Consider the following 22,475-nt stretch of genomic DNA (forward strand, 5'->3'; position numbering starts at 1 on the left):
AGCGATGTGCCGGCCCGCGTCGTGCCGTCCGCCCCGGAACCGGTCACGCGGACGTCGATGACCATGATGCCCGCGCCCCGTCCGGCCGCGCCCGTGCGCCGCGTGGGTGCCGAGGATTCGGTGCTGGCCTCGATCGTTGCCGACATCACCATTCCCGCCGAGGAGCTGGAGGCTGCGAACCGGGCCGCCGATCCCGTGCCGGTGCCGGCTCCGGTTGCCGTGCCCGAACCTGTGAAGCCCGCGCCGAAACCCGTCGCGAAGCCCAGGCCGGAGACGCCCAAGCCCGAACCGGTAAAGCCCGAGGCAAAGCCCGCCGCGCCCAAGGGCAAGGCCACTGCCGACAAGGCCGATCCCAAGGGCAAGAAACCGGACCCGAAAAAGCCTGAGCCGAAGAAGCCCGATCCCGCCAAGGCGGAGCCCAAGCGCGTCTGGGTCCAGGTCGCGGGCGGCGCCAATATCGATTCGCTGCCTAAGGCGTGGAAGGCCGCGGTCGCCAAGGCGCCGGCGGCGTTCAAGGGCAAGTCCGCCTGGTGGATGCCGGTGCGCGCCACCAATCGCCTGCTGACCGGCCCGTTCAAGACCTCGGCCGAGGCCCAGGCGTTCGTCAATTCGCTCGGCAAGTCCGGCGCCTCGGGCTTCGTCGTCACCAGCGAGGCGGGCCAGAAGGTCACCAGGCTTGGCGCCGAGTGAGCGGGCACGCGCCCTGGGCCTGCAACCCGGAACATAGTCGCGGACGCCTGCACAAGGAGCGCGGTGGCACTGCGCGCGGCCCCCGCGATGCCTTCCAGCGTGACCGCGACCGGATCATCCATTCGATCAGCTTTCGGCGCCTCCGCCACAAGACCCAGGTCTTCATGGCGCCTGACGGCGATCATTTCCGCGTCCGGCTGACGCACAGCCTGGAGGTTGCGCAGATCGGCCGCACCGTGGCGCGCGTGCTGGGCCTCAACGAGGATCTGACCGAGGCTTTGTGCCTCGCGCACGATATCGGCCACCCGCCTTTCGGCCATGCCGGCGAGGATGCGCTGCAAGGCGCGCTCTCGGCGCAGGGCGGTTTCGATCATAATGGGCACACGCTGCGCGCGCTGACCGTGCTGGAGCGGCCCTATCCCGCCTGGGACGGGCTCAACCTCACCTGGGACACGCTGGAGGGGCTGGCCAAGCATAACGGCCCGATCGAGCATCCCGAATGGGCGCTCGCGGAGGCGGACGCGGCCTTTCCGCTGGAGCTGGAAAGCTGGCCCTCGCTGGAGGCGCAGGTCGCGGCGATCGCCGACGACATCGCCTATGACAATCACGATATCGACGACGGCCTGCGCGCCGGGCTGCTGACGCTCGACCAGCTCATGGAAGTGCCGATGATCGCCGAGGGGTGGCGGGCGGTCGAGGCGAAGTTCCCCGGCGTGGAGCCGAAGCGGCTGATCGGCGAGCTGACCCGCTCCCAGATCGGCGCGATGGTCAACGATCTGGTGGCCGAGACGCGGGCGCGGATCGCCGAGAGCAACGTCCAGTCGGTCGATGAGGTCCGCGCGGCGGGGCGCTGCCTGGCCGGCTTCTCGAACGAGATGCGCGATGCCGAACGCGGCCTGAAGCGCTTCATGTACGCCAATCTCTACCACCACCCCAGCCAGCTTGCCGCGGCCGATGCGGCCCAGGCGGTGGTGGCGGGTCTGTTCGGCGCCTATGCCGCCGATCCGTCGCTGCTCCCGCCCGAATGGCGCGAGGCGCTGCCCGCCGGGGAGCCCTGGCGCAGCCGCCACATCGCCGATTTCATCGCCGGCATGACCGATCGCTACGCCATCGCCCGCTACCGCGAAGTGGTGGGCGGGATCGATCTGCCCGAGGGATTCTAGTCCGGCTCAGGCCGCTATCCTCTCGTCGAACGCATCCCGCGCGGCCTCGACTTCGGGCAAATTCGCCACCGTCCAGGCATAGAGCTCCTTGAACGGCGCCAGCAGCGTCCGCCCGAGCGGCGTGATCGCATATTCGACGGCGACCGGCGAAACCGGAATGACGCGGCGGGAAACCAGCCCGTTGCGCTCGAGCCGGCGCAGGCACTGGGTCAGCGCCTTTTGCGTCACGCCTTCCAGCCGGCGCTTGATCGCGTTGAAGCGCAGCGGCGCAGGGGCTAGCACGGTCAGCACCATCATCGACCATTTGTCGGCGATCTGATCGAACAGGATGCGGCTCGGGCAATCCGAGGCGAAGCGCTGGAGCTGGCAATCGGGCATCATGGTTTCCTGGAATATACCTGAGCGACTTGAGGTACCTTATTGACGCTAGGTTTATCGAATATACTTACACGCCTGCTTTCGCAATGGAGATCCCCCGAATGTCCTCTTCCAGCACCGACATCCTGTTTCGCCCGTTCCGCCTCAAGTCGCTCGAGCTCGACAACCGCATCGTGATGGCTCCGATGACGCGCACCTTCGCGCCGGAGGGCGTGCCGGGCACGGCCAATGCGGCCTATTACCGGCGTCGTGCCGAAGGGGGCGTCGGCCTGATCCTGTCGGAAGGCACGGTGATCGACCGTCCGGCATCGCGCAACCATCCGCGCATCCCCTTCTTCCATGGCGACGCCGCGCTGGCGGGCTGGCGCGGCGTGATCGAAGCCGTTCACGAAGCCGGCGGCCGGATGGGGCCGCAGATCTGGCATACGGGCTCGACCATCGCCGCCGGCACCGATTGGGTGCCCGATTCGCCGGTCGAGAGCCCGTCGGGCCTGCTCGCCCCCGGCACGCCGCGCGGCGAGGCGATGAGCGAGGAGGCGATCGCCGACACCGTTGCCGCCTTTGCCCGCGCCGCCGCCGATGCGAAGCGGCTGGGCTTCGACACGGTGGAAATCCACGGCGCGCACGGCTATCTGATCGACGAGTTCTTCTGGTCGGGCACCAATGTCCGCACCGATCGCTATGGCGGCGCCACGCTCCGCGAGCGCTCGCGCTTCGCCGGCGAAGTGGTGGCGGCGATCCGGGCCGCGGTCGGGCCGGAATTCCCGATCATCCTGCGCCTCAGCCAGTGGAAGCAGCAGGATTTCACCGCCCGGCTCGCCGATACGCCCGATCTGATGGCGGACTGGCTCCAGCCGCTCGTCGATGCCGGCGCCGACATCCTCCATTGCTCGCAGCGGCGCTTCTGGGAACCCGAATTCCCCGAGATCGACGGCGAGAAGGGCCTCAACTTCGCCGGCTGGGCCAAGAAGCTGACCGGCGCCGCGACGATAAGCGTCGGCTCGGTCGGCCTGTCGGGCGATTTCCTCGCGGCGTTCGGCGGCGAAAGCTCGACCACGGTCGGGCTGGATCGCCTGATCGAGCGCATGGAGCGCGACGAGTTCGATCTGATCGCGGTCGGCCGCGCGCTCATCAACGATCCCGAATGGGTGGAGAAGGTCCGGGCGGGCGACGGCGGCGGCCTGAAGGATTTCCACCCCTCGGTGCTCGCCGAGCTCGTCTGACCCGGCATGCGGCTTCTCCCGGCGTTTCGGCGCCGGGAGAAGCCTGCCCTCAGAAGGCCGCGCTGACCGAGAATACCACCCGGCTGCCGGCGATCGGCGAACCGTCCTTGGTGCTGGAGAAATTGGGGAGCAGATAGGCGCTGTCCGCCTCGCTGATGTCGGTATCGACATAGGCGACCCCCAGGATCACCGGCCCGGCCGCGAAATCGGCGCCGAGCGACCAGTCGAGATAGCTGCCGGTCGGCGCGACGCTGGTGCCGTTCGGCCCCAGGCCCGGATTGCCGTCCGAATAGCCGAGATGCGCCTTCACCGTCAGCGGCGTGTTGGGGATGCCCGAGCTCAGGTCTCCCCAGAGGTACAGATTGTCCTCCTTGTCGCCCGCCCGGCTCTCCGGCGTCGCGCTCCAGTTGCCGAGCGCCCTTTGCGACGGCGCATAGGCGACGCCCGCCAGCGCCGATACCGGGCCGAGCGAGGTGCTGAGCTTCACATAGGGTTCGGCGAAGTCGGTCGTGTCGGCGCCGCCGGGATACATGTACCAGGTCAGGCCGACATCGACGTTCACGCCGCTGGAGACTTCGGTCTTGAAGCCGGCGACGAGGTCCAGCTCCATGTTGGCGCCGCCGAACGTGCCCCAGCCGGACAGGTTCGATCCCCACACGCCGCCATAGACGCCGCTTTCATGGGCGACGGTGACGCCGCCCTGGACCGCCATTTCCTTGTCGGTCTGCGAGACGCCGCGGAAGCGATAATCGGATACCAGCGCGACGCTGCCCGATACCGTCACCGGCTTGGGCGGTTCTTCCTGGGCGAAGGCGGGCAGGGCGGGGCACAGCAGCGCGAGTGCGGCGAAATAGGTCTTCATACGAACATCCCCCTTGGTTGCTTCAGGCGAATGTTCCGTCCTGCGCCCGGCGGCGCGGCCTCTCGAACGGGGCTTCCTTCCTTACCGGGGCAGCCATTTTCGCCGCCCGGCATGGCTGGTTCGTGCCTGGTTCGTAAGGAATTGTTGCTCGGCGCCGCGCCGGCCGCGCGGGACATGTTTCGTTACCGACAGGCAAATCGCGGGCAAGCAGGTGCCGCCTAATCGATCCGATCACCCGATAAGGATATTGATCGTGAAGCTAGCCATCGCCGCCCTGATGTCCGCCGCCTTCGTGGCGAGCCCCGCCGCCGCGCAATCGCTGGAGGAAACGCATGAGCGCGTCTGGATGCCCTCGGGCAAGACGCCGATGCTGACCTGGCGCATGCGCGACCGGCCCGAGGGGCTGGCCGCGAACAATCATCATCAGGCGGGCAAGGGCCAGATGCCGGTGGCCGTGCGCTCGGCGCAGAAGGCAAGGAATGTCTCGGCGCGCCGCGCGGAAGACGGCACCGCCGGCAGCAACTGAGCGCCCAAAAAGAAAAAGGCCCCGCGGCGCTGGGCCGCGGGGCCGATTATTCTGTGCGCCGTATCAGCGCTGCGCGACTTCGACGCGGTCGCTCGCCGGCTTGGGCACGCGGAACGAGACGTGCGAGCCGGCGGCCTTGCCGCTCACCCAGCCCTTGTGGACCACCAGGCGGAAGGTCTCGCCGGTCGGCTTGACGCTGCCTTCCAGGATCTGCGCGCCGCCCTTGGTGGTCGACGTGTAGACATAGGTCACGCCGTCACGCGTGAAGCTGCGCTCCTGCTCGGCGGCGAAAGCGGGGGTGGCGAGGAAAAGTGCGGCGGTTGCTGCGAAGATAAACTTGGTCACGATCTTTCTCCTTTGAAAAGAGCCAGATCGGCATCCTGTGTCTTGTTCTGTTCTCGTCCGAGAAAATGCTGCATCGCAACATGAACGACAATCGCAAAGCGCGGCCGCAACGATTGCACATTATGCAACGGTCGCGATGAAACGAACGGCGCGTGCGACGGGCCGATCTTGTGACAAACTTCTGCGACACCTGTGCGTTATCCCCCATGAAATCCGAAAACAGGGATCGCGCCATGGCGGAAGCTAGCATCGCATTGAACCGGTTCGGACTGGGGGCCCGGCCCGGCGACGACCCCGGCGCACGCCCCAAGACCTGGCTCGTCGCGCAGTTCGAGCGCTACGAGGCCCGTCCCGAAGCGATCGCGGCCCTGCCCACCAGCGCGAAGGTGGCGGGCGATCTCGCGGACTATCTGGAGGATCAGCGCCGGATGCGGCGCGACCTCGGCCCGCGTGCCGTGCGTCCGCCCGTCCCGCCAACGCCGCAAATGGCGCCGGCCGCCGTTGCCCCGCCGACGATGGACGAGGCGATGCGCGCCAGCCAGCCCGCCACCCAGGTCAAGCCGATGCCCGATCCGAACGATCGGCTGGCCGCGGCCCGCAAGTTCACCCAGGCGCAGAATCGCGATGTCTATGGCGGCGCCGTCTCGGCCCGCGCGCTCACCGCGATCCAGTCGCCCGCGCCGATGGTCGAGCGGCTGGTGCATTTCTGGGCCAATCACTTCGCCGTCTCCGCCGACAAGCTTACCACGGTCGGCCTGTCGGGCACGCTGGAGTTCGAGGCGATCCGCCCGCACGTCCTCGGCAATTTCCGCGACATGCTCCAGGCGGTGGAGCGCCATCCGGCGATGCTGCTCTATCTCGATCAGGCGCAGTCGGTGGGGCCGAACAGCCCGGCTGCCCAGCTTGCCGGCCGCCGCCAGGGTCCGCAGGCGCAGCGCCGCTACGGGCTCAACGAAAATCTCGCGCGCGAGATCATGGAGCTCCACACGCTCGGCGTCCGCACCGTCTATGCCCAGGCCGACGTCACCGAATTCGCCCGCGCGATGACCGGCTGGAGCGTCTCGGGGCTTGGCCGCAACCAGGGCGCGCGCGTCCCCGGCCTCGACGGCACGCCCGGCAGCTTCGTCTTCGCCCCGCGCCTGCACGAGCCCGGCGCCCGCACGATCCTGCACCGGAGCTGGCCGCAACAGGGCGAGGACCAGGCTTCGGCGGTGCTCGACATGCTCGCGGAGCATCCCGCCACCGCGCGCCATATCGCCACCAAGCTCGCCCGCCATTTCGCCGGCGACGATCCGCCCGCGCCGCTGGTCGCGCGGCTGGAGGCGAGCTTCCTCAAGTCGAAGGGCGACCTGCCCGGCGTCTATCGCACGCTGATCGATTCCCCCGAATGCTGGGTGCCGCAGCCGGTCAAGTTCAAGTCGCCCTGGGAATGGACGATCTCGGCGATGCGCGGCCTCGGCACGCAGCAGCTTCCGCCCATGGCGATCAACGGTCTCATGACCCAGCTCGGCCAGCCGGTGTGGAAGCCCGGCTCGCCCGCGGGCTGGGACGATGTCGCGGGAAGCTGGGCCGGTCCCGACGCGATCCTGCGCCGGGTCGAGGCGGCCGAGCGCATGGCCCAGCGCACCAAGGACATGATCGACGCCCGGGAGCGCGCCGCCGAGCTGTTCCCCGGCGCGCTCAGCGCCAGCACGGCCCAGGCGATCGCCCGCGCCGAAAGCCCGGGGCAGGGCATCGCGCTGATGCTTTCCTCGCCCGAATTCATGCGGAGATAAGGCCCATGCTGCTCTCTCGACGCGGCTTCGTCGCCGCCGGCGCCACCGCCGTCCTCACCAGCACGCTCGGCACGCGCATGGCCTTTGCCCGCGCGGCGACCGACCGGCGCTTCGTCTTCATCATCCAGCGCGGCGCCGCCGACGGGCTGGCGACCGTCGCCCCGGTGGGCGATCCCGCCTTCGCCGCCCAGCGCGGTGCGCTCGCGGAGGATTTCACCGCCGCGCCGAAGCTCGATTCGATGTTCGCGCTGCATCCCGCGCTGGCCAACGTCCATGGGCTCTATCAGGCGAAGCAGGCGATGTTCGTCCATGCCGTCGCCTCGCCCTATCGCGACCGCTCGCATTTCGACGGCCAGAACGTGCTCGAGACCGGCGGCGTATCGGCCTATCAACTCCGGGACGGCTGGATCAATCGCCTGCTCGCGCTGCTCCCCGCCGACGACAAGGCGATCGCGCTCGCCGCGACGATCCCGATGGCGCTGCGCGGCAAGGTGGAGGTGGCGAGCTATGCCCCCTCGGCGCTGCCCGATGCCTCGGACGATCTGCTCGGCCGCGTCTCGGCGATGTACCAGGACGATCGGCAGCTCCACGGCATCTGGGAACAGGCGATCGCGACGCGGATGCTCACCAGCGACATGGCCGCCGACAATGGCCGCAACGCCGCCGCCACCGGCGCGCTGGCGGCCAAGCTGCTCGCGGCCGAGGGCGGCGCGCGGATCGCGATGATCGAGACCGGCGGCTGGGACACCCATGCCCAGCAGCGCGGCCGCCTCGCGGGCCAGTTGAAGGGGCTCGACGGCATGGTCGGCGCGCTCAAGACCGGGCTCGGCCCGCTCTGGGCGAACACCCTGGTCGTGGTGGCGACCGAATTCGGCCGCACGGTGAAGATCAACGGCACCCAGGGCACCGATCACGGCACCGGATCGGTCGCGATGCTGCTGGGCGGCGCGGTGAACGGCGGGCGCGTGGCCGCCGACTGGCCGGGCCTGTCCGACGCCGCGCTCTACGAGGGCCGCGACCTGAAGCCCACCGCCGGGCTCGACACGGTGATCGGCAGCGCGGTGGCCGGGCATTTCGATCTGACGCCCATCCGGACCGCGAAGGCGCTGTTCCCCGGCATCCAGAGCGCCCGCTTCATGAACGATCTGGTCCGCGCCTAATCTCATCCTCCCCGGCACGGGGAGGGGGACCACTCGCGAAGCGAGTGGTGGAGGGGGAGTGCCACAAGGGCTCGCTTGCGGAGAGCCCCCTTCACCAGCCTGCGGCTGGTTCATGCCGGGGAGGATGAAAATCCTCGCAAAATAGGATTTCGCCTGCTCCACTCCGCAACATGGAGCGCTTTCATTCTTCCCCCGCCAGGTCGTCCCACCGGACTGGCCCCCCGTTTCGGCCAGCCGGATTTTTTCGCAATGCCGGTGTCAACCGTGTCAACCGCCGGGGAGAGGCAGTAGAAGGGAGCGGCGCTTTGCGCACCCGCACGTCTTCCGCTAAGAGCGCGCGCTTCCCATATCTGCTGGAACCCCAATGACGCTCTACACTCGTTTCGCCGCGCATATGAACCTCGCGCTGGATGCGCTCGTCCTGGCGGGCGACCTTCCCGCGGGGCTGGAGCGACGCGCGGTGACGGTGGAGCCGCCGCGCGATCCCTCGCACGGCGATCTCGCGACCAATGCCGCGATGGTGCTCGCCAAGCCGGCGGGCACGAACCCGCGCGCGCTGGCGGAAAAGATCGCGGCGGAGCTGGAGAAGCTGCCCGAAGTCGCCTCGGTCAGCGTCGCCGGGCCGGGCTTCATCAACATGAGCCTCACCGACGATACCTGGCGCGCCGAGCTCGGCGAGATATTGAAGGCCGGCGAGAATTATGGCCGCTCGACGATCGGCTCGGGGCTGACGGTCAATGTCGAATATGTCTCGGCCAATCCTACGGGTCCGATGCATATGGGCCATTGTCGCGGCGCGGTGGTGGGCGATGCGCTCGCCAGCCTGCTCGAATATGTCGGGCACAAGGTGGTCCGCGAATATTATGTCAACGATGCCGGCGGCCAGGTCGACGTGCTCGCCCGCTCGGCGCATCTGCGCTACCGCGAGGCGCTGGGCGAGACGGTCGAGATCCCCGAGGGGCTCTATCCGGGCGATTATCTGAAGCCTGTCGGCCAGCAGCTTGCCGCCGAATATGGCGACAAATATGTGGGTGCGCCCGAGAGCGAATGGCTCGCGCAGTTCCGCAAGGAAGCGGTCGCGGCGATGCTCGTCATGATTAAGGCCGATCTGGCGCTGCTCGGCATCCATCACGACCTGTTCTCCTCCGAGGCCGAGCTCCAGGCCGAGGGCAAGCCCGAGGCGGCCGAGAAATGGCTGCGCGAGCACGATCTGGTCTATGACGGCGTGCTGGAGGCACCCAAGGGCGAGACGCCCGAGGATTGGGAGCCGGTCGAGCTGCCGCTGTTCCGCTCGACGCAGTTCGGCGACGATCAGGACCGCCCGATCAAGAAGTCGAACGGGCAATGGACCTATTTCGGCGCCGATCTCGCCTATCACTTCCAGAAGGCCCAGTCCGCCGACCAGCTCATCGATATCTGGGGCGCCGATCATGCCGGCACGGTCAAGCGGATCGTCGCCGCGGTTCAGGCGCTGACCGGCGGCAAGACGCGCTTCGACGTCAAGCTCGTGCAGATGGTCCGGCTTCTCCGCAACGGCGATCCGGTGAAGATGTCCAAGCGCTCGGGCAATTTCGTCACGCTGGCCGATGTCGTCCAGGAGGTCGGCAAGGACGTCGTCCGCTTCACCATGCTCACCCGCAAGTCCGATGCGCAGATGGACTTCGATTTCGCCAAGGTGGTCGAGGCGTCGAAGGACAATCCGGTCTTCTATGTGAACTATGCCCATGCCCGCATCGCTTCGCTCCAGCGCAAGGCGGCGGAGGCGGGAATCGCATGTCCGTCGTCGGACCTGTCTCTGCTTGATACAGAGGAGCTGGGGCTGGTGAAGCTCGCCGCGCAGTTCCCGCGCGTGGTGGAAGGCGCCGCCGCGGCGCGCGAGCCGCACCGGATCGCCTTTTATCTCTATGACTTGTCGGCGGCATTTCATTCCCAGTGGAATGCCGGCAACGACGATCCGCAGCGCCGCTTCCTCCTGGCCGACAATCCTGCGCTCACCTGTGCCCGTCTTTTCCTCGCCCGCGCGATCGGGCAGATAATCCGTAACGGTCTGGGACTCATGGGAGTGGAGGCCGTGCAGGAGATGCACTGATGAACATGGGCAGCGGCGAAGCATATGACGGCGACGATCGCCTGCCCTGGCTGGAGACGGTCGACGAGGACTATGACGAAGGTCAGCGCCGCGGCCGCGTGTTCCTGTATGTCTTCATCGCGCTGCTTCTCGCGGGCCTGGTCGTGCTCGGCTATTACTTCGTCCGCCAGCATCAGGGACAGGGGGGCAATGGCGCGCTCATCAAGGCGCCGGCGGGCGACTATAAGGTCAAGCCGGACGAGCCCGGCGGCATGAAGGTGGAGGGGCAGGGCGACGCCGCCTTCTCCACCAGCCAGGGCGCGGCGAGCAACGCCAGCATCAATGTCGGCGCGCTGCCCGAGGCGCCGGTCGAGGGCACGGCCGCACCCAAGGCATCGGCGGGCGCCGCGCCCGGCACCAGGACGGCGAAGATCTCGGTGCCCGGCAGCGCGACCAGGGCGGGAACGCCCGCGCGTCCGGCCGTGCCGGTGCCGGCATTGTCCGGCGGTTCGGGCTCGCTGGTCCAGCTCGGCGCCTTCCCGAACGAGGCGGGCGCGAACATCGCCTGGGCGCGCCTGTCCAAGCGCTTCGCCTATCTCGCGCCGCTGGGCAAATCGGTCGAGCGCGCGCAGGTGGGCGAGCAATCGGTGTTCCGCCTGCGGGTGAATGCCGGCAGCAACGGCCAGGCCCGCGAGATCTGCGGCAAGCTCAAGGTCGCCGGCGAGAACTGCTTCGTCGCGAACTGAACCGCTTGCCCGCCGGCTGTCCTAAAATGATCCCGTGATAAAGCTCATCATCTGGGATCTCGACGACACGCTGTGGCGGGGCACGCTGGCCGATGGCGATGCAGTCGCGCTCCACGCGCACCGCGCCGATATGGTCCGCGCGTTCAATGCGAAGGGCGTGGTCTCCTCGATCTGCTCGAAGAATGATTTCGAGACGGCCAGGGCGCGGCTGGTCGAATTCGGCCTGTGGGACGAATTCGTCTTCCCGCACATCGCCTTCACGCCCAAGCCGGAGGCGATCCGGGCGATCATCGAGGATATGCGGCTCCGCCCCGCCAACGTCCTGTTCGTGGACGATAATCCGGTGAACCTGGAGGAGGTCCGGCATTGCCTGCCCGACATCCAGTTGCTCGACATCACCGCCACCGATGCCGACGACCACCTCGCCGGGCTGCTGGCACTCCAGACCGGCAGCCGCAGCCGGCTGGACGAATATCGGATGCTCGAGCGCAAGCAGCGCGATCGCGGCGCGGCCGCCGCGCTGTCGAACGAGGATTTCCTGCGTAGCTGCGCGATCGAGGCGTGCGCGCCGCAAATGATGGACAATCTCGATTTCGCGCCCCGCATCGCCGAGCTCATCAATCGTTCGAATCAGCTCAACTACACGGCGTCGCGCGTCGTGCAGGCGGCGCTGGAGCGCGACATCATCGATCTGGTCGGCTTCGATAGCTGGTCGATCTTCGCCTGGGATCGCTATGGCCGCTATGGCCTGGTCGGCTTCGCGATGGTCGATCGCCAGGCGGGGCGCCTCGTCCATTTCACCTTCTCGTGCCGCGTGATGCACATGGGGCTGGAGGCCTATGCGCTCGGCAAGCTGCGCGAGAAATGGCCGGATATCGACGTCTCGGCCTGGGACGGCCGCTTCAGCCGCACGCCGCCGGACTGGATCGCGGATCGTACCTTCCACGATCCCGCGATCCGCAGTCAGCTCCTCGCCGAGCAGCTTCCGGCGATCGCGACCGAGCCCGCGATCCGGATCATGTTCGATTGCCAGTCAGGCGGGATCGCCCATTTCAGCCGCTTCCGGCCCGCGATCGAGTTCGACAACAATCCGCGCCTGTTCGCGCTGCGCCAGATGGAGGACGGCAGCTATCTGGAGCAGAACTTCCCGCCCTTCCTCGTCTATGGCGCCACGATCGACTATCTCGACGTGCGCTGGCCCGGGAAATGGCACCTGCTGGAGCGCGGTCTCTATGAGCGTTGCGTGCTCAGCCTGTGCATCTTCCTGATCGAACGGGGGCTGCGCATGCTCGTGGTGCTGCCGCCCGAGGAGGCGCCGGACGACAAATACCGCCTCGGCCTGAACCACAGCCGCGAGCGCACGCGCCATTTCAATGCCCTGTGGCGCCGCGTGGCGCGCGAGAATCCCGGCCATCTCTGGGTGCTGGAGATCGATCATATCGTCGAGGGCGACGAGATGGCCGACGTCACCCATTATTATGCCGGCCTGCTCCAGAAGATCGCCGGGCAGATCGACGGCTGGGTCAGCGACGCGCTGAACAGCGATTCCGCCCGGGCGGCCTGACTGGAACCCGGCGCCGCGATCGGATAGGCCGGCATCATGAAACCCGTCATATTCGGCGTCTCCGGCCTCGAACTCACGGCCGAGGAGCGCGATTTCTTCAAGGCCGCCGATCCGCTCGGCTATATCCTGTTCAAGCGCAATTGCGGCGACCGCGCCCAGATGAAGTCGCTGACCGACAGCCTGCGTGATCTTTCCGGCCGTGCCGACCTGCCGATCCTGATCGATCAGGAGGGCGGGCGCGTCGCGCGGATGCAGCCGCCCGAATGGCCGGCCTTTCCTGCCGGCGCCGCATTCGACGCGCTCTATGAGAAGGCGCCGATCTCCGCGATCGAGGCGGCCCGCGCCAACGGCCAGGCGCTGGGGCTGATGCTTTCCGAAGTGGGCGTGAACGTCGATTGCGCGCCGCTGCTCGACGTGCGCCAGCCCGAAGTGACCGACGCGATCGGCGACCGCGCGCTGGGCGGCGAGCCGATGCGCGTCGCGGCGCTCGGCCGCGCGATCCTCGACGGGCTGCGGCGCGGCGGGGTGGTGGGCGTGGTCAAGCACATGCCCGGCCATGGCCGCGCGCTGGTCGACAGCCATCTGGAGTTGCCGCGCGTCAAGGCCGATGCCGCCGCGCTCGAAGTGGATATCGAGCCCTTTGCCCGCCTCGCCGACGCGCCGATGGCGATGACCGCGCATCTGGTGTTCGAGGCATGGGATGCGGATCGCCCCGCCACGCTCTCGCCCATCGTGGTCCGCGACATCATCCGCGGCCGGATCGGCTTTGACGGGCTGCTCTTCACCGACGATATCGACATGAAGGCGCTGTCCGGCACGCCGGGCGAGAAGGCGACGGCGGCGCTCGCGGCGGGATGCGACGTGGTGCTCGATTGCTGGGCGCGGATGGACGAGATGGTCGAGATTGTCGGGTTGTTGCCCGATGCCGGGGCGGAATGCCTCGCCCGGCTGGCGCGCGCGATGGCGACGATCGCGGACGGGCCGGAGGCGGCTGACGCTGCCGAACTGATCGCCACGCGCGACGCACTGCTGGCGCTTGCCTGACGGCTATGCTTGATTGCGCCGGATGAACGAGGCGGGAGACGATACCCTCAAGATCGACATCGACGGCTGGGAAGGGCCGCTCGATCTGCTGCTGGCGCTTGCCCGCAACCAGAAGGTCGACCTTCGGGCGATCTCGATCCTCGATCTGGTCGAGCAATATCTCGCCTTCGTGAACCAGGCGCGCGAGCTGCGGCTCGAGCTGGCCGCCGATTATCTCGTGATGGCGGCGTGGCTGGCCTATCTGAAATCGGCGTTGCTCCTCCCGCGCAACCCGGAGGAGACGCCCAGCCCCGAGGAACTGGCGCTGCGGCTCCAGCTCCGCCTCGAACGGCTGAACGCGATGCGCGAGGCGGGCGCGCGGCTGGTCGCGCGCGACCGGCTGGGCCGCGACGTCTTCCTCCGCGCCGCGCCCGAGGGACTGCGGGTCGTCCGCCAAGCGCGGTGGGAAGCGGAGATCTACGATCTCATCGCTGCCTATGGCCGGATCAGCGCCCGCACCCGGCCGGTAATGCACGTCGTCGCCATGCGCGACGTGATGACGCTCGAAGAGGCGATCGAGCGCGTCTCTACCCTGCTCGGCACGCGGATCGAATGGAGCACGATCGAGACTTTCCTGCCCGAGGGCGCCAGCGGCCCCTATCGCAAGTCGGCGCTCGCCTCGTCCTTCGTCGCGGCGCTTGAGCTGGCGAAGCAGGGCAGGGTGGAGTTGCGCCAGAAATCGGCGTTCGCGCCTCTATACCTGAAAGCCAGCACATGATTCCGGCGCCCGACGATCTTTCCCGCGCGGTGGAGGCAGTGCTGTTCGCCGCCGAGCATCCGCTTTCGATCGAGGAACTCAGGGCGCATGTCGGCCAGGATGCCGATGTCCGCGGTGCCCTGACGGCGCTGGAGGCCCTTTATGCGGGCCGCGGCATCGAACTCGCGCGGCGCGGCGACCGCTGGCATTTCCAGACCGCCGCCGATCTCGCCCATCTACTGCGCCGCGATCGCGAGGAATCGCGCAAGCTAAGCCGGGCGGGTATCGAGACGCTGGCGATCATTGCCTATCACGAGCCGGTGACGCGCGCCGAGATCGAGGCGATTCGCGGCGTGCAGATCTCCAAGGGGACGATCGACGTGCTGATGGAGGCGGGCTGGGTGCGCCCCGCCGGCCGCCGCGAAGTGCCGGGGCGGCCGCTCACCTATGCGACGACGGCTGGATTCCTCTCGCATTTCGGGCTCGCCAGCCGCCGCGACCTGCCCGGAATCGACGATCTCAAGGCGGCGGGGCTGCTCGATCCGGTCGATCTCGCCTTCGAGACGATGGAAAGCGAAACTGTCACGGAAGACGAATAGGGCACGCCCACCGTACCGTCCGGGGCCGTGCCGCGCCGCACCGGACAATCCAACCGTTGCCGGAAGCCCCCGCTAAGCCTAGATAGGCGGGGATACGAGGAGAGTTTCCATGGGTAGCATGAGTTTGATGCACTGGCTTATCGTCGGTGTCCTGGTCATCCTGTTGTTCGGCGGTAGCCGTTTCTCGAACATGATGGGTGACGTCGCTAAGGGCATCAAGCAGTTCAAGAAGGGCATGGCCGAGGACGACGACGCGGTGAAGCCCGCGGCGCCGACGCGTCTGGAAGGCAAGCCCGCGCCCGAGACCGGCTTTCAGGCCGAAGCCGAGCGGACGCGCGAAGAGCAGCGCTGAAGCGCACCCTTTTGATCGTTTGACGCGCGCGCCCAGACGAAGGGCGGCGCGCTTGGGGCAGTTTCTGAATGTTCGACGTCGCTCCGACGGAATTGATGCTGGTTGCGTTCGTGGCGCTTGTGGTGATCGGCCCCAAGGACTTGCCCAGGGCGATGCGCCTCGTCGGCAAATGGGTGGGCCGCGCGCGCGGCGTCGCCCGCCAGTTCCGTTCGGGCATCGACACGATGATCCGCGAATCCGAGCTTGCCGAGATGGAGAAGCAATGGGCCGCGGAGAATGAGCGCATCATGCGCGAATATCCGCCCCAGCCGGCGCTTCCCGCGCCCGAGCCGGAGCCCCTGGCCGATACCCACCTCATCGAGCATGACGCCGCGCCGGTGATGGTCGAGCAGCCGGCGATCGTGGAAGCGCCGGCACCCAAGCCGAAGCGCGTCGCCAGGCCCAAGGCCGCCGCTGATCCGGACGCCGTTCCTGCGCCCACGCCCAAGCGCCCGCGCAAGCCCAAGGCAGCAGCTGCGCCCGTACAGGACGAGCCGCAGCCGTGAGCGAGATCGACGACACCCAGGCGCCGCTCCTCGATCACCTGATCGAGCTTCGCCGCCGCCTCCTCTGGTCGATCGCCGCGCTGGCCGTCGCGTTCGGCGGCTGCATGTATTTCGCGCGGCAGATCCTGCGCTTCCTGGTCGCCCCGCTCAAGGCGGCGGGCCAGGTGACGGTCATCAATACCGAAGTGGTCGGCGGCTTCTTCGTGGAGCTGAAGGTGGCGTTCTTCGCCGCGCTGATGATCGCCTTTCCGGTGATCGCCAACCAGCTTTGGCAGTTCGTCGCGCCGGGGCTCTATCGCAAGGAGAAGCGCGCGCTGCTGCCGTTCCTGCTGGCGACGCCGGTGCTGTTCCTGCTGGGCGCGTCGATGGCCTATTTCGTGGCGATTCCCGCGGCGCTGAAATTCCTGCTCACGTTCCAGGGCGATCTGGACGGCGTCAAGCAAGAGGCGCTGCTGGAGATCAACAACTACCTGAAGTTCACGATGCAGTTCGTGTTCGGCTTCGGGCTGTCGTTCCTGCTGCCGGTGCTGCTGATGCTGCTGGAGCATGCGGGCATCGTCACCTTCGAGCAGCTCAAGGGTGCCTGGCGCTATGCCACGGTGGGCGCCTTCGCGCTCTCCGCGGTGCTGACGCCGCCGGATATAGGATCGCAGCTTCTGCTCGCGGTGCCGCTGGTCGGGCTGTATTTCCTGTCGCTGGTGGCGATCTGGTTCACGCGGCGGCGGCGCGAGAAGCTGGCCGAGGCCGAGAGCGAGGCCGAAGCGGCCTGACGGCCCCTCCCGTCAAAGGGGGAGGGGCGCACCTGCTGAATTACTTGTTGTCGTCGGCCGCATTGGCGACCGTGTCGCCGGCCGAGGACACGTCCCTGCCGACGCCTTCGACCGTGTTGCACGCCGAAAGCAGGACGGCGCCGGCGATCGCGACACATGCGATGATCTTGCGCATTGATAGTCTCCATAATCGTGAAAGGCGGGAAAGGAATGCGCGGGGCCGCGGAATCGTTCCGCACCAGGCACGGGCGACGCCTTGATCCGGCTCGCGAAAATTCCAGGGATCGGAAGATGTTAGGCCCGGAAGCGTCACCGGGGGGGGGGAGGGTGGACGCTTCCGGGCCTATGTCTTGGATAGCGAGAGCGGGGGGGCAAAAGGTCACTATCCGAACAGTAAAACACCTTCCCCGGGCACCGGTTCCCGCCTTTCTCCAAAAAATTCCAAAAAAATTCGGAAAGGATTCAGGGCCGTCCGGTGACTGCGATCGACGCTTCATAGGCGCCCACCAGCGGATCATGGTGCAGCCGGGTGCGGAGCTGGCGCGCCAGCCCGCTCATCACGCGGCCGTAGCGGCTCTCCACCAGCGCCTCGAGTTCGGCGCCTCCAACCAGTGCGGGCGAGCTCACGCGGAGCAGGGCGCGGTCCGGTTCCTCGGCAGCCTTGACCGAGATGCGGATCTGGGTGTTGCCGTTGCAGCTTATTGCCAGCTCGACGATCTCGGTGATGAGGAAGGCCACCGCGATCGCCACGTCCTGATTGACCAGGAACGGCTCGATCTCCAGCGTGATGCCCAGCCCCGATGCCCGCTCCGGCGCGGTCGCGCGGATGTTCGAGGCGAGCTCGCCGATCACCGAGCGCAGCTCCAGCCCGCGATTTTCCTCCAGCTCGGCATAATGGTGGCGATGGACGACGGCGAGCGCATCGACGCGGCGCTGGATCGAGGCATAGGCTTCCGCCGCTTCCGGCCCCTTGGCGGCGCGCGCATGGAAGTTGATGAGGCTGGAGATCACCTGGAGGTTGTTCTTCACCCGGTGATGGACCTCGCGGGTCAGGCGGGTCTGGCGGACCAGGCCCTCGGCAAGGTCCGATTCATGCTCCTGCACCGTGCGGCTGATCTCGCGGAAGGTGCGGCCCAGCTCGCGGATCTCCTGCGCGGGGATCGAGCCGAACCGGCGCATGTCGATCACTTCGCCCGGCTGGTAATTGCCCACGCTGGTCCGCAGCCGCCTGAGCGGCCGGATCAGGAGGATATCGACGACGAACCAGCCGATCCCCGCGGCGGCGAGCCACATGAGCACGAGCAGGACGGTGGCGATCATCAGCGGCGATGCGATCGGCGCGCCCGGCATCGACATCTCCAGCGCCAGATCGTCGATCCCCAGCGCGCTCCGCATCGTATCCCGCCGGTCCAGCGGGCCGACATTGGTGAGCGCACGCAGGGTGAGCCGATCGTGGCCGCGCACGATCGCCGCGCCGTAATCGGGCACGAAGCCGCTCGGGCGGGCAAGCGCGGCCAGCGCGGCGGGCGTATAGAATGCGGCGGCGCTCAGGCCGGCATTCCCGCCGATCCGGATGACCAGCCCGTTGCCGACGATCGTCGCCTGCACCTGGTGCGGATTCAGCACCGCGGCGCCGGCGACGGTGAATCGCTCGCCGCACAGGATCCTGCCGCTGCCGTCGACGATCACGAAGCGCGAGCCGCCCTGCGCGGCATAGGTGCCGGCCAGCCGGGTGCAGCTCGGCGCATCCTGCGGATCGGTCTCCAGCGCGGCCAGCGCGTCGCTGAGCTGGCTCACATGATTGGCGAGGACATTGGCGACCACGCCCGAGCTCTCGTCGGCGGCCACGCCCAGCCGCAGCCGCGCCTCGGCGCCTGCGTTGCGCGTGGTCTGGGTGGTGGTGAACAGTGCGATCAGCGCGAGCGGCAGCAGCGCGCCGACCAGGATCAGGAAGACTTTGGCGCCGGTCGGCAGGCGCCCCAGCAGCGCCGCTGGACCTTTGGCACGCGGCTCGAGATCCGTGTCGTCCATGCGTGGGAGCGTTAGTCGAGCTTCTTCAGCAGGTCGAGCAGGTCGCTGGGCACCGATTCGCGCACGGCTTCGTCATAGGCGCGGCGCAGCGCTTCGCCGACGTTCCTGCCGGGCCGATTGGCATCATTCCCGCCCTTGGCCTTTGGCGGCTTCTTTTTTTCGTCTTTAGCGGAACGCACCAATTCCCCCTTGAGGGCCCGGCTCAGAGATCCGGACTAATGAGCGACACTTTGTTTTCGACGAGCGACCGAATAGCCGTAAAGCCGCCGAGTGCAAACACCCGGCGTTTTCCCGCTTCGGTACGCGCGACATTGGGGAATGAAACCAAAGAGCCACTCGATTGTTCCACAGGCGATGCGAAATCCGGGGAGGGGCTCTCCCGGGTGGCGGAATGGATTGCAATGAACCCGCGCGAAGCCGACACTGGGCATGACGCGCCCTCGAAGGAGAATTACCCGATCATGTCGCTTGGACAGCAACTTGCGCCCCATCTCCCCCTGCTGCGCCGCTATGCGCGCGCGTTGACCGGCAGCCAGGTCGAAGGCGATCGCTATGTGCGCGCGGCACTGGAGGCGATCGTTGCCGCGCCCGATCAGTTTCCGGACGATGTCGATCCGCGCCTGGGCCTTTATCGCACCTTCCAGGCGATCTGGCAGTCGACTCACCTGGAGGAGGACGAGGTCGCCGAGGACAATGCCAGCGCGAACGAGGCGATCGCCCGCAAGCGCCTGGCCCGGCTCACGCCGCTTTCGCGCCAGGCGCTGCTGCTGACCACGGTCGAGGGGTTCAGCCCCGAGGATGCCGGCTATCTTATCGAAGTGGAACCCGAACAAGTGTCGAAGCTGGTTGCAGAAGCGGTCGCCGAGATCGAGCGGCAGACGCGTACCCGCGTGATGATCATCGAGGACGAGCCGCTGATCGCGATGGACCTCGAGCAGATCGTCCGCGATCTCGGCCATGAAGTCACCGGCGTGGCGGTCACCCGCGACGAGGCGGTGGCGCTGGCGATGGAGGACCGGCCCGGCCTGGTGCTCGCCGACATCCAGCTTGCCGACGACAGTTCGGGCATCGATGCGGTAAAGGACATCCTCGCCGAATTCAGCGTGCCGGTGATCTTCATCACCGCCTTCCCCGAGCGCCTGCTCACCGGCGAGCGGCCCGAGCCGACCTTCCTCATCACCAAGCCCTTTCAGCGCGAGACGGTGAAGACGACGATCAGCCAGGCGCTGTTCTTCGACCAGGCGACCGTTCCGGCCTGACGACCCAAAAAAACTGGCGCGGGTTCCATATGATACGGACCCAAAACGGTTTTGATGTGTTGACGCAGCATGGCTGAGAACAACGAACCCGTTCACATCTCGACAGAGCGTGCCCGCGCCGGCGCTACTCCTGGGGTCACCCGCTATGTGCTCGGCATCGGCCTGGTGCTGGTGATCCTGGCCTTTGCCATCATCCTCTGGTCCTGATTTCGGACGGACGGATCAGCCGGCAATCTTGCGAGATTACTCTTTTTTACTTGCCGCCATGCGGCATGCGTTGATGATCGGGATCGAATGACTGAGGCCCAGCCAGACGAAAGTTCCCACGCCGCCCCCGAAGGCGAGGCGCCGGAGCACGTCGCGCTCTCCGATCCGGAGTTCAAGACGCAGCTTGCGCAGGTGATCCCGCATCTCCGCGCGTTCGGCCGCTCGCTTTCGGGCAGCCGCGACCTCGCCGACGATCTGGTGCAGGAGACGCTGCTCAAGGCATGGGCGGCACGCAAGCGCTTCCAGGCCGGCACCAACATGCGCGCCTGGACCTTCATCATCCTGCGCAACCTCTATCTCAGCCAGATGCGCCGCTCGCGCTTCAAGGGCGAGTGGGACGATCTCGTGGCGGATCGGCTGCTCGCGGCACCCGCGAGCCAGGATCGCCATGTCGAGCTTTCGGACATGCAGCGTGCCCTGCTGCATTTGCCGCAGCCGCAGCGTGAGGCACTGATCCTCGTCGGCGCAGGCGGCTTCGCCTATGAGGAGGCGGCCGAGATCTGCAACGTCGCCGTTGGTACGATCAAGAGCCGCGTCGCGCGCGGCCGCGTCGCGCTCGAATCGCTGCTGAGCGAAGGCCAGTTGCCGTCACGCCGCGACAGCCCGGTGAACGCCGACGGACGCAGCGCGCTCGACACGATCATGGGCGAAGTCGACGAGCTCAGCCGCGACCGCTGAGGGGGACGAAATCTTTTCCTATTTCGTCACCCCGGCCGAAGTGCCGGGGTCTACTTCTCAGCCAGAGAGCCCCTCACGCCTCCAGCCGCTCCCCCAGCATCCCGGTGGATCCCGGCACTTCGGCCGGGGTGACAGTTAGAATCAGGAACTTCGCCGGCTGGTCTCGTTCAGCAGGCGCAGCATTTCCGCCATGTCTTCCGGCAGACTCAATTCGCGCGCATAGGCATCGCGCAGTGCGCCCCCGATCGCATCGCTCACGCGCGGGGATTCGACTCTGAAAGCGGGCTGCCTGGCCTCGGGGGCGGAATTCGAAGATATACTAACCACGCCTCCAGAACGGACCGGGCGAGACTTTGTTGCTTGACTCGTCGCATTTTGATCGCCGGTGTGCTCCCGATACAATGTCCCAACCCTCGATTTCCCCGTTTCTGGACAATGCCTTGGCGCGACTCCGCGGCCATTCGCCCTTTCTGGCGACCCTGGCGGAGCGCGAGTCGGACCTGCTCGGCGATCTGGAAGGCGCGCTGCGCGATCCGCTGGGCACCGCGCGCGGGTTCGACGGCGATATGGCGGAGGGCCGGCGGCTGCGGATCGAGCGCAGGCGGCTCGCGCTGCTCGTCGCGATCGGCGATCTGGCCGGAGTTTTCGATCTCACCCGCGTCACCCATTTGCTCAGCGATTTCGCCGATGACGCCCTCGATCGTGCCATCCGCGAGGCGATCCGCGAGCGCACGCCCGATGCCGAGCCACGCGGTTTCGCGGCGATCGCGCTGGGCAAGCAGGGTAGCCGCGAGCTCAATTATTCGTCGGACATCGATCCGATCCTGATCTTCGACCCCGACACGCTGCCCTGCCGCCCCCGCGAAGTGCCCGAAGAGGCGGCGGTGCGCATCGGCCGCCGCGTGATCGAGCTGCTCCAGGCGCGCGACGGCGACGGCTATGTGATGCGCATCGACCTGCGGCTGCGCCCCTCGCCCGAAGTCACGCCGATCGCGCTGCCGGTGGAGGCGGCGATCTCCTATTACGAATCCCAGGCTCTGCCCTGGGAGCGCGCCGCCTTCATCCGCGCGCGCGCCTGTGCCGGCGATCTCGCGCTGGGCGAGGGTTTCCTCGCGGCGATCCGCCCCTTCGTGTGGCGCCGCGCGCTCGATTACGGGACGATCCGCGAGATCCGCGACATATCGCGCCGCATCCGCGATCATCATTCGCAGGGGCAGGTCTTCGCGCCGGGCTATGATCTGAAGCGCGGGCGGGGCGGCATCCGCGAGGTCGAGTTCTTCGCGCAGATTCACCAGCTCATCCATGGCGGACGCGATCCCGCGCTGCGGGCGCCGGCAACGCGCGACGCGCTGGCCGCGCTGGCCGCCGCCGGGCGGATCGACGGCGCGGACGCCGAAGCGCTGGCGAGCGCCTACACGCTGTTCCGCACGATCGAGCACCGGCTCCAGATGGTCGACGATCGCCAGACCCACACGCTGCCGGCGAATCCCGAGGCGCTCGACAATGTCGCCGCGCTGCACGGCGCGGAGAGCGGGGCGGCGCTGGTCGGGGCGTGGCGCCCGCATGTGGGCCGGGGGGGGGGCAGCTGGGCTTGGCCGGCGGGGGGGAGAGGGACGGGCCTGCGGGGGGGGGGCCGCCCGGGGGCCGGGGGGGGGGGGGGGGGGGGGGGGGGGGGTCGGTGGGGGGGGGGGGGG

The 22,475-nt window shown here is 67.7% G+C and carries 25 protein-coding genes; 19 read left to right on the plus strand and 6 right to left on the minus strand.

The features are described from left to right. The coding region (locus tag HB724_RS20565) for an SPOR domain-containing protein (protein ID WP_213982305.1) at nt 1-690 on the plus strand (690 nt) is incomplete at its 5' end. Next, nucleotides 687-1,853 carry a deoxyguanosinetriphosphate triphosphohydrolase gene (locus tag HB724_RS17880; protein WP_213982306.1) on the plus strand — a complete coding sequence of 389 codons (1,167 nt, stop codon included), beginning with the start codon at nt 687-689 and terminating at the stop codon, nt 1,851-1,853. The genes HB724_RS20565 and HB724_RS17880, both read left to right, overlap by 4 nt. A 6-nt stretch (nt 1,854-1,859) precedes the next feature. Here the strand turns inward: HB724_RS17880 and HB724_RS17885 are convergent, their stop codons facing one another. After that, nucleotides 1,860-2,231, minus strand: coding sequence for a helix-turn-helix domain-containing protein (locus tag HB724_RS17885; RefSeq protein WP_213982307.1), 372 nt, complete (start codon nt 2,229-2,231; stop codon nt 1,860-1,862). A 101-nt stretch (nt 2,232-2,332) separates the two neighbouring features. Between HB724_RS17885 and HB724_RS17890 the strand changes: the two genes are divergently transcribed. Further along, the gene (locus HB724_RS17890) at nt 2,333-3,454 is read left to right on the plus strand and encodes an NADH:flavin oxidoreductase (protein WP_213982308.1); all 1,122 of its coding nucleotides are present in this window, start codon (nt 2,333-2,335) and stop codon (nt 3,452-3,454) included. A 49-nt stretch (nt 3,455-3,503) separates the two neighbouring features. On the opposite strand, the gene HB724_RS17895 is transcribed toward HB724_RS17890, so the two are convergent. Next, nucleotides 3,504-4,316 (minus strand): TorF family putative porin, encoded by an 813-nt coding sequence (locus tag HB724_RS17895; RefSeq protein WP_213982309.1) that lies wholly within the window; start codon nt 4,314-4,316, stop codon nt 3,504-3,506. Nucleotides 4,317-4,569: 253 nt separating this feature from the next. Here HB724_RS17895 and HB724_RS17900 point away from each other — a divergent pair, with 253 nt between their 5' ends. Next, on the plus strand, nt 4,570-4,842 hold the full coding sequence (locus tag HB724_RS17900) for a hypothetical protein (protein ID WP_213982310.1): 273 nt from the start codon (nt 4,570-4,572) through the stop codon (nt 4,840-4,842). A 63-nt stretch (nt 4,843-4,905) separates the two neighbouring features. Here HB724_RS17900 and HB724_RS17905 read toward each other — a convergent pair whose 3' ends face one another. Continuing rightward, on the minus strand, nt 4,906-5,187 hold the full coding sequence (locus HB724_RS17905) for a hypothetical protein (RefSeq protein WP_213982311.1): 282 nt from the start codon (nt 5,185-5,187) through the stop codon (nt 4,906-4,908). A 233-nt stretch (nt 5,188-5,420) separates the two neighbouring features. Between HB724_RS17905 and HB724_RS17910 the strand changes: the two genes are divergently transcribed. The 11 genes from HB724_RS17910 to tatC all read left to right on the plus strand — a co-directional run bounded on the left by HB724_RS17910 (nt 5,421) and on the right by tatC (nt 16,546). Continuing rightward, nucleotides 5,421-6,962 carry a DUF1800 domain-containing protein gene (locus HB724_RS17910; RefSeq protein WP_213982312.1) on the plus strand — a complete coding sequence of 514 codons (1,542 nt, stop codon included), beginning with the start codon at nt 5,421-5,423 and terminating at the stop codon, nt 6,960-6,962. Between the two features lie 5 nt (nt 6,963-6,967). Further along, complete coding sequence (locus HB724_RS17915) at nt 6,968-8,122, plus strand: DUF1501 domain-containing protein (protein WP_213982313.1); 1,155 nt, start codon at nt 6,968-6,970, stop codon at nt 8,120-8,122. Between the two features lie 364 nt (nt 8,123-8,486). Further along, nucleotides 8,487-10,211 carry an arginine--tRNA ligase gene (argS, locus tag HB724_RS17920; RefSeq protein WP_213982314.1) on the plus strand — a complete coding sequence of 575 codons (1,725 nt, stop codon included), beginning with the start codon at nt 8,487-8,489 and terminating at the stop codon, nt 10,209-10,211. Continuing rightward, on the plus strand, nt 10,211-10,936 hold the full coding sequence (locus HB724_RS17925; RefSeq protein ID WP_213982315.1) for an SPOR domain-containing protein: 726 nt from the start codon (nt 10,211-10,213) through the stop codon (nt 10,934-10,936). Before argS ends, HB724_RS17925 begins: the two co-directional genes overlap by 1 nt. A gap of 34 nt (nt 10,937-10,970) precedes the next feature. Continuing rightward, nucleotides 10,971-12,500 carry an HAD-IIIC family phosphatase gene (locus HB724_RS17930; RefSeq protein WP_213982316.1) on the plus strand — a complete coding sequence of 510 codons (1,530 nt, stop codon included), beginning with the start codon at nt 10,971-10,973 and terminating at the stop codon, nt 12,498-12,500. Between the two features lie 36 nt (nt 12,501-12,536). After that, nucleotides 12,537-13,544 carry a beta-N-acetylhexosaminidase gene (nagZ, locus tag HB724_RS17935; protein ID WP_213982317.1) on the plus strand — a complete coding sequence of 336 codons (1,008 nt, stop codon included), beginning with the start codon at nt 12,537-12,539 and terminating at the stop codon, nt 13,542-13,544. A gap of 22 nt (nt 13,545-13,566) precedes the next feature. Then, the gene (locus HB724_RS17940) at nt 13,567-14,301 is read left to right on the plus strand and encodes a ScpA family protein (RefSeq protein WP_213982318.1); all 735 of its coding nucleotides are present in this window, start codon (nt 13,567-13,569) and stop codon (nt 14,299-14,301) included. Continuing rightward, complete coding sequence (gene scpB / locus HB724_RS17945) at nt 14,298-14,879, plus strand: SMC-Scp complex subunit ScpB (RefSeq protein ID WP_213982319.1); 582 nt, start codon at nt 14,298-14,300, stop codon at nt 14,877-14,879. Before HB724_RS17940 ends, scpB begins: the two co-directional genes overlap by 4 nt. A 109-nt stretch (nt 14,880-14,988) precedes the next feature. Beyond that, on the plus strand, nt 14,989-15,231 hold the full coding sequence (locus HB724_RS17950; protein ID WP_213982320.1) for a twin-arginine translocase TatA/TatE family subunit: 243 nt from the start codon (nt 14,989-14,991) through the stop codon (nt 15,229-15,231). Between the two features lie 68 nt (nt 15,232-15,299). After that, nucleotides 15,300-15,776 (plus strand): Sec-independent protein translocase protein TatB, encoded by a 477-nt coding sequence (gene tatB / locus HB724_RS17955; RefSeq protein WP_213982321.1) that lies wholly within the window; start codon nt 15,300-15,302, stop codon nt 15,774-15,776. Beyond that, the gene (gene tatC / locus HB724_RS17960; RefSeq protein WP_213982322.1) at nt 15,773-16,546 is read left to right on the plus strand and encodes a twin-arginine translocase subunit TatC; all 774 of its coding nucleotides are present in this window, start codon (nt 15,773-15,775) and stop codon (nt 16,544-16,546) included. The genes tatB and tatC overlap by 4 nt, the downstream gene beginning before the upstream one ends. A gap of 40 nt (nt 16,547-16,586) precedes the next feature. Here the strand turns inward: tatC and HB724_RS17965 are convergent, their stop codons facing one another. The 3 genes from HB724_RS17965 to HB724_RS17975 form a co-directional block, all read right to left on the minus strand. Next, nucleotides 16,587-16,721 (minus strand): entericidin A/B family lipoprotein, encoded by a 135-nt coding sequence (locus HB724_RS17965; protein ID WP_213982323.1) that lies wholly within the window; start codon nt 16,719-16,721, stop codon nt 16,587-16,589. Between the two features lie 287 nt (nt 16,722-17,008). Then, a complete protein-coding gene (locus HB724_RS17970) occupies nt 17,009-18,577 on the minus strand; it encodes a sensor histidine kinase (RefSeq protein WP_213982324.1) in 1,569 nt (522 codons plus the stop codon). Nucleotides 18,578-18,588: 11 nt separating this feature from the next. Then, nucleotides 18,589-18,756: a NepR family anti-sigma factor gene (locus tag HB724_RS17975; protein ID WP_213982325.1), complete on the minus strand. Its 168-nt coding sequence runs from the start codon at nt 18,754-18,756 to the stop codon at nt 18,589-18,591. 282 nt (nt 18,757-19,038) lie between these two features. Here HB724_RS17975 and HB724_RS17980 point away from each other — a divergent pair, with 282 nt between their 5' ends. The 4 genes from HB724_RS17980 to HB724_RS17995 all read left to right on the plus strand — a co-directional run. After that, nucleotides 19,039-19,836, plus strand: coding sequence for a response regulator (locus HB724_RS17980; RefSeq protein ID WP_213982328.1), 798 nt, complete (start codon nt 19,039-19,041; stop codon nt 19,834-19,836). A gap of 69 nt (nt 19,837-19,905) precedes the next feature. Next, nucleotides 19,906-20,043, plus strand: a complete 138-nt coding sequence (locus HB724_RS17985; protein WP_213982326.1) for a hypothetical protein — start codon at nt 19,906-19,908, stop codon at nt 20,041-20,043. Between the two features lie 87 nt (nt 20,044-20,130). Then, entirely contained in the window at nt 20,131-20,781 is a 651-nt protein-coding gene (locus tag HB724_RS17990) for a sigma-70 family RNA polymerase sigma factor (RefSeq protein WP_213982327.1), read from the plus strand. Nucleotides 20,782-21,182: 401 nt separating this feature from the next. Beyond that, nucleotides 21,183-22,475: DUF294 nucleotidyltransferase-like domain-containing protein (locus tag HB724_RS17995; RefSeq protein ID WP_256731607.1), on the plus strand; the 1,293-nt coding region annotated here is incomplete at its 3' end.

The organism is Sphingomonas sp. dw_22, from assembly GCF_018449795.1.
Classification (GTDB): Bacteria; Pseudomonadota; Alphaproteobacteria; order Sphingomonadales; family Sphingomonadaceae; genus Sphingomonas.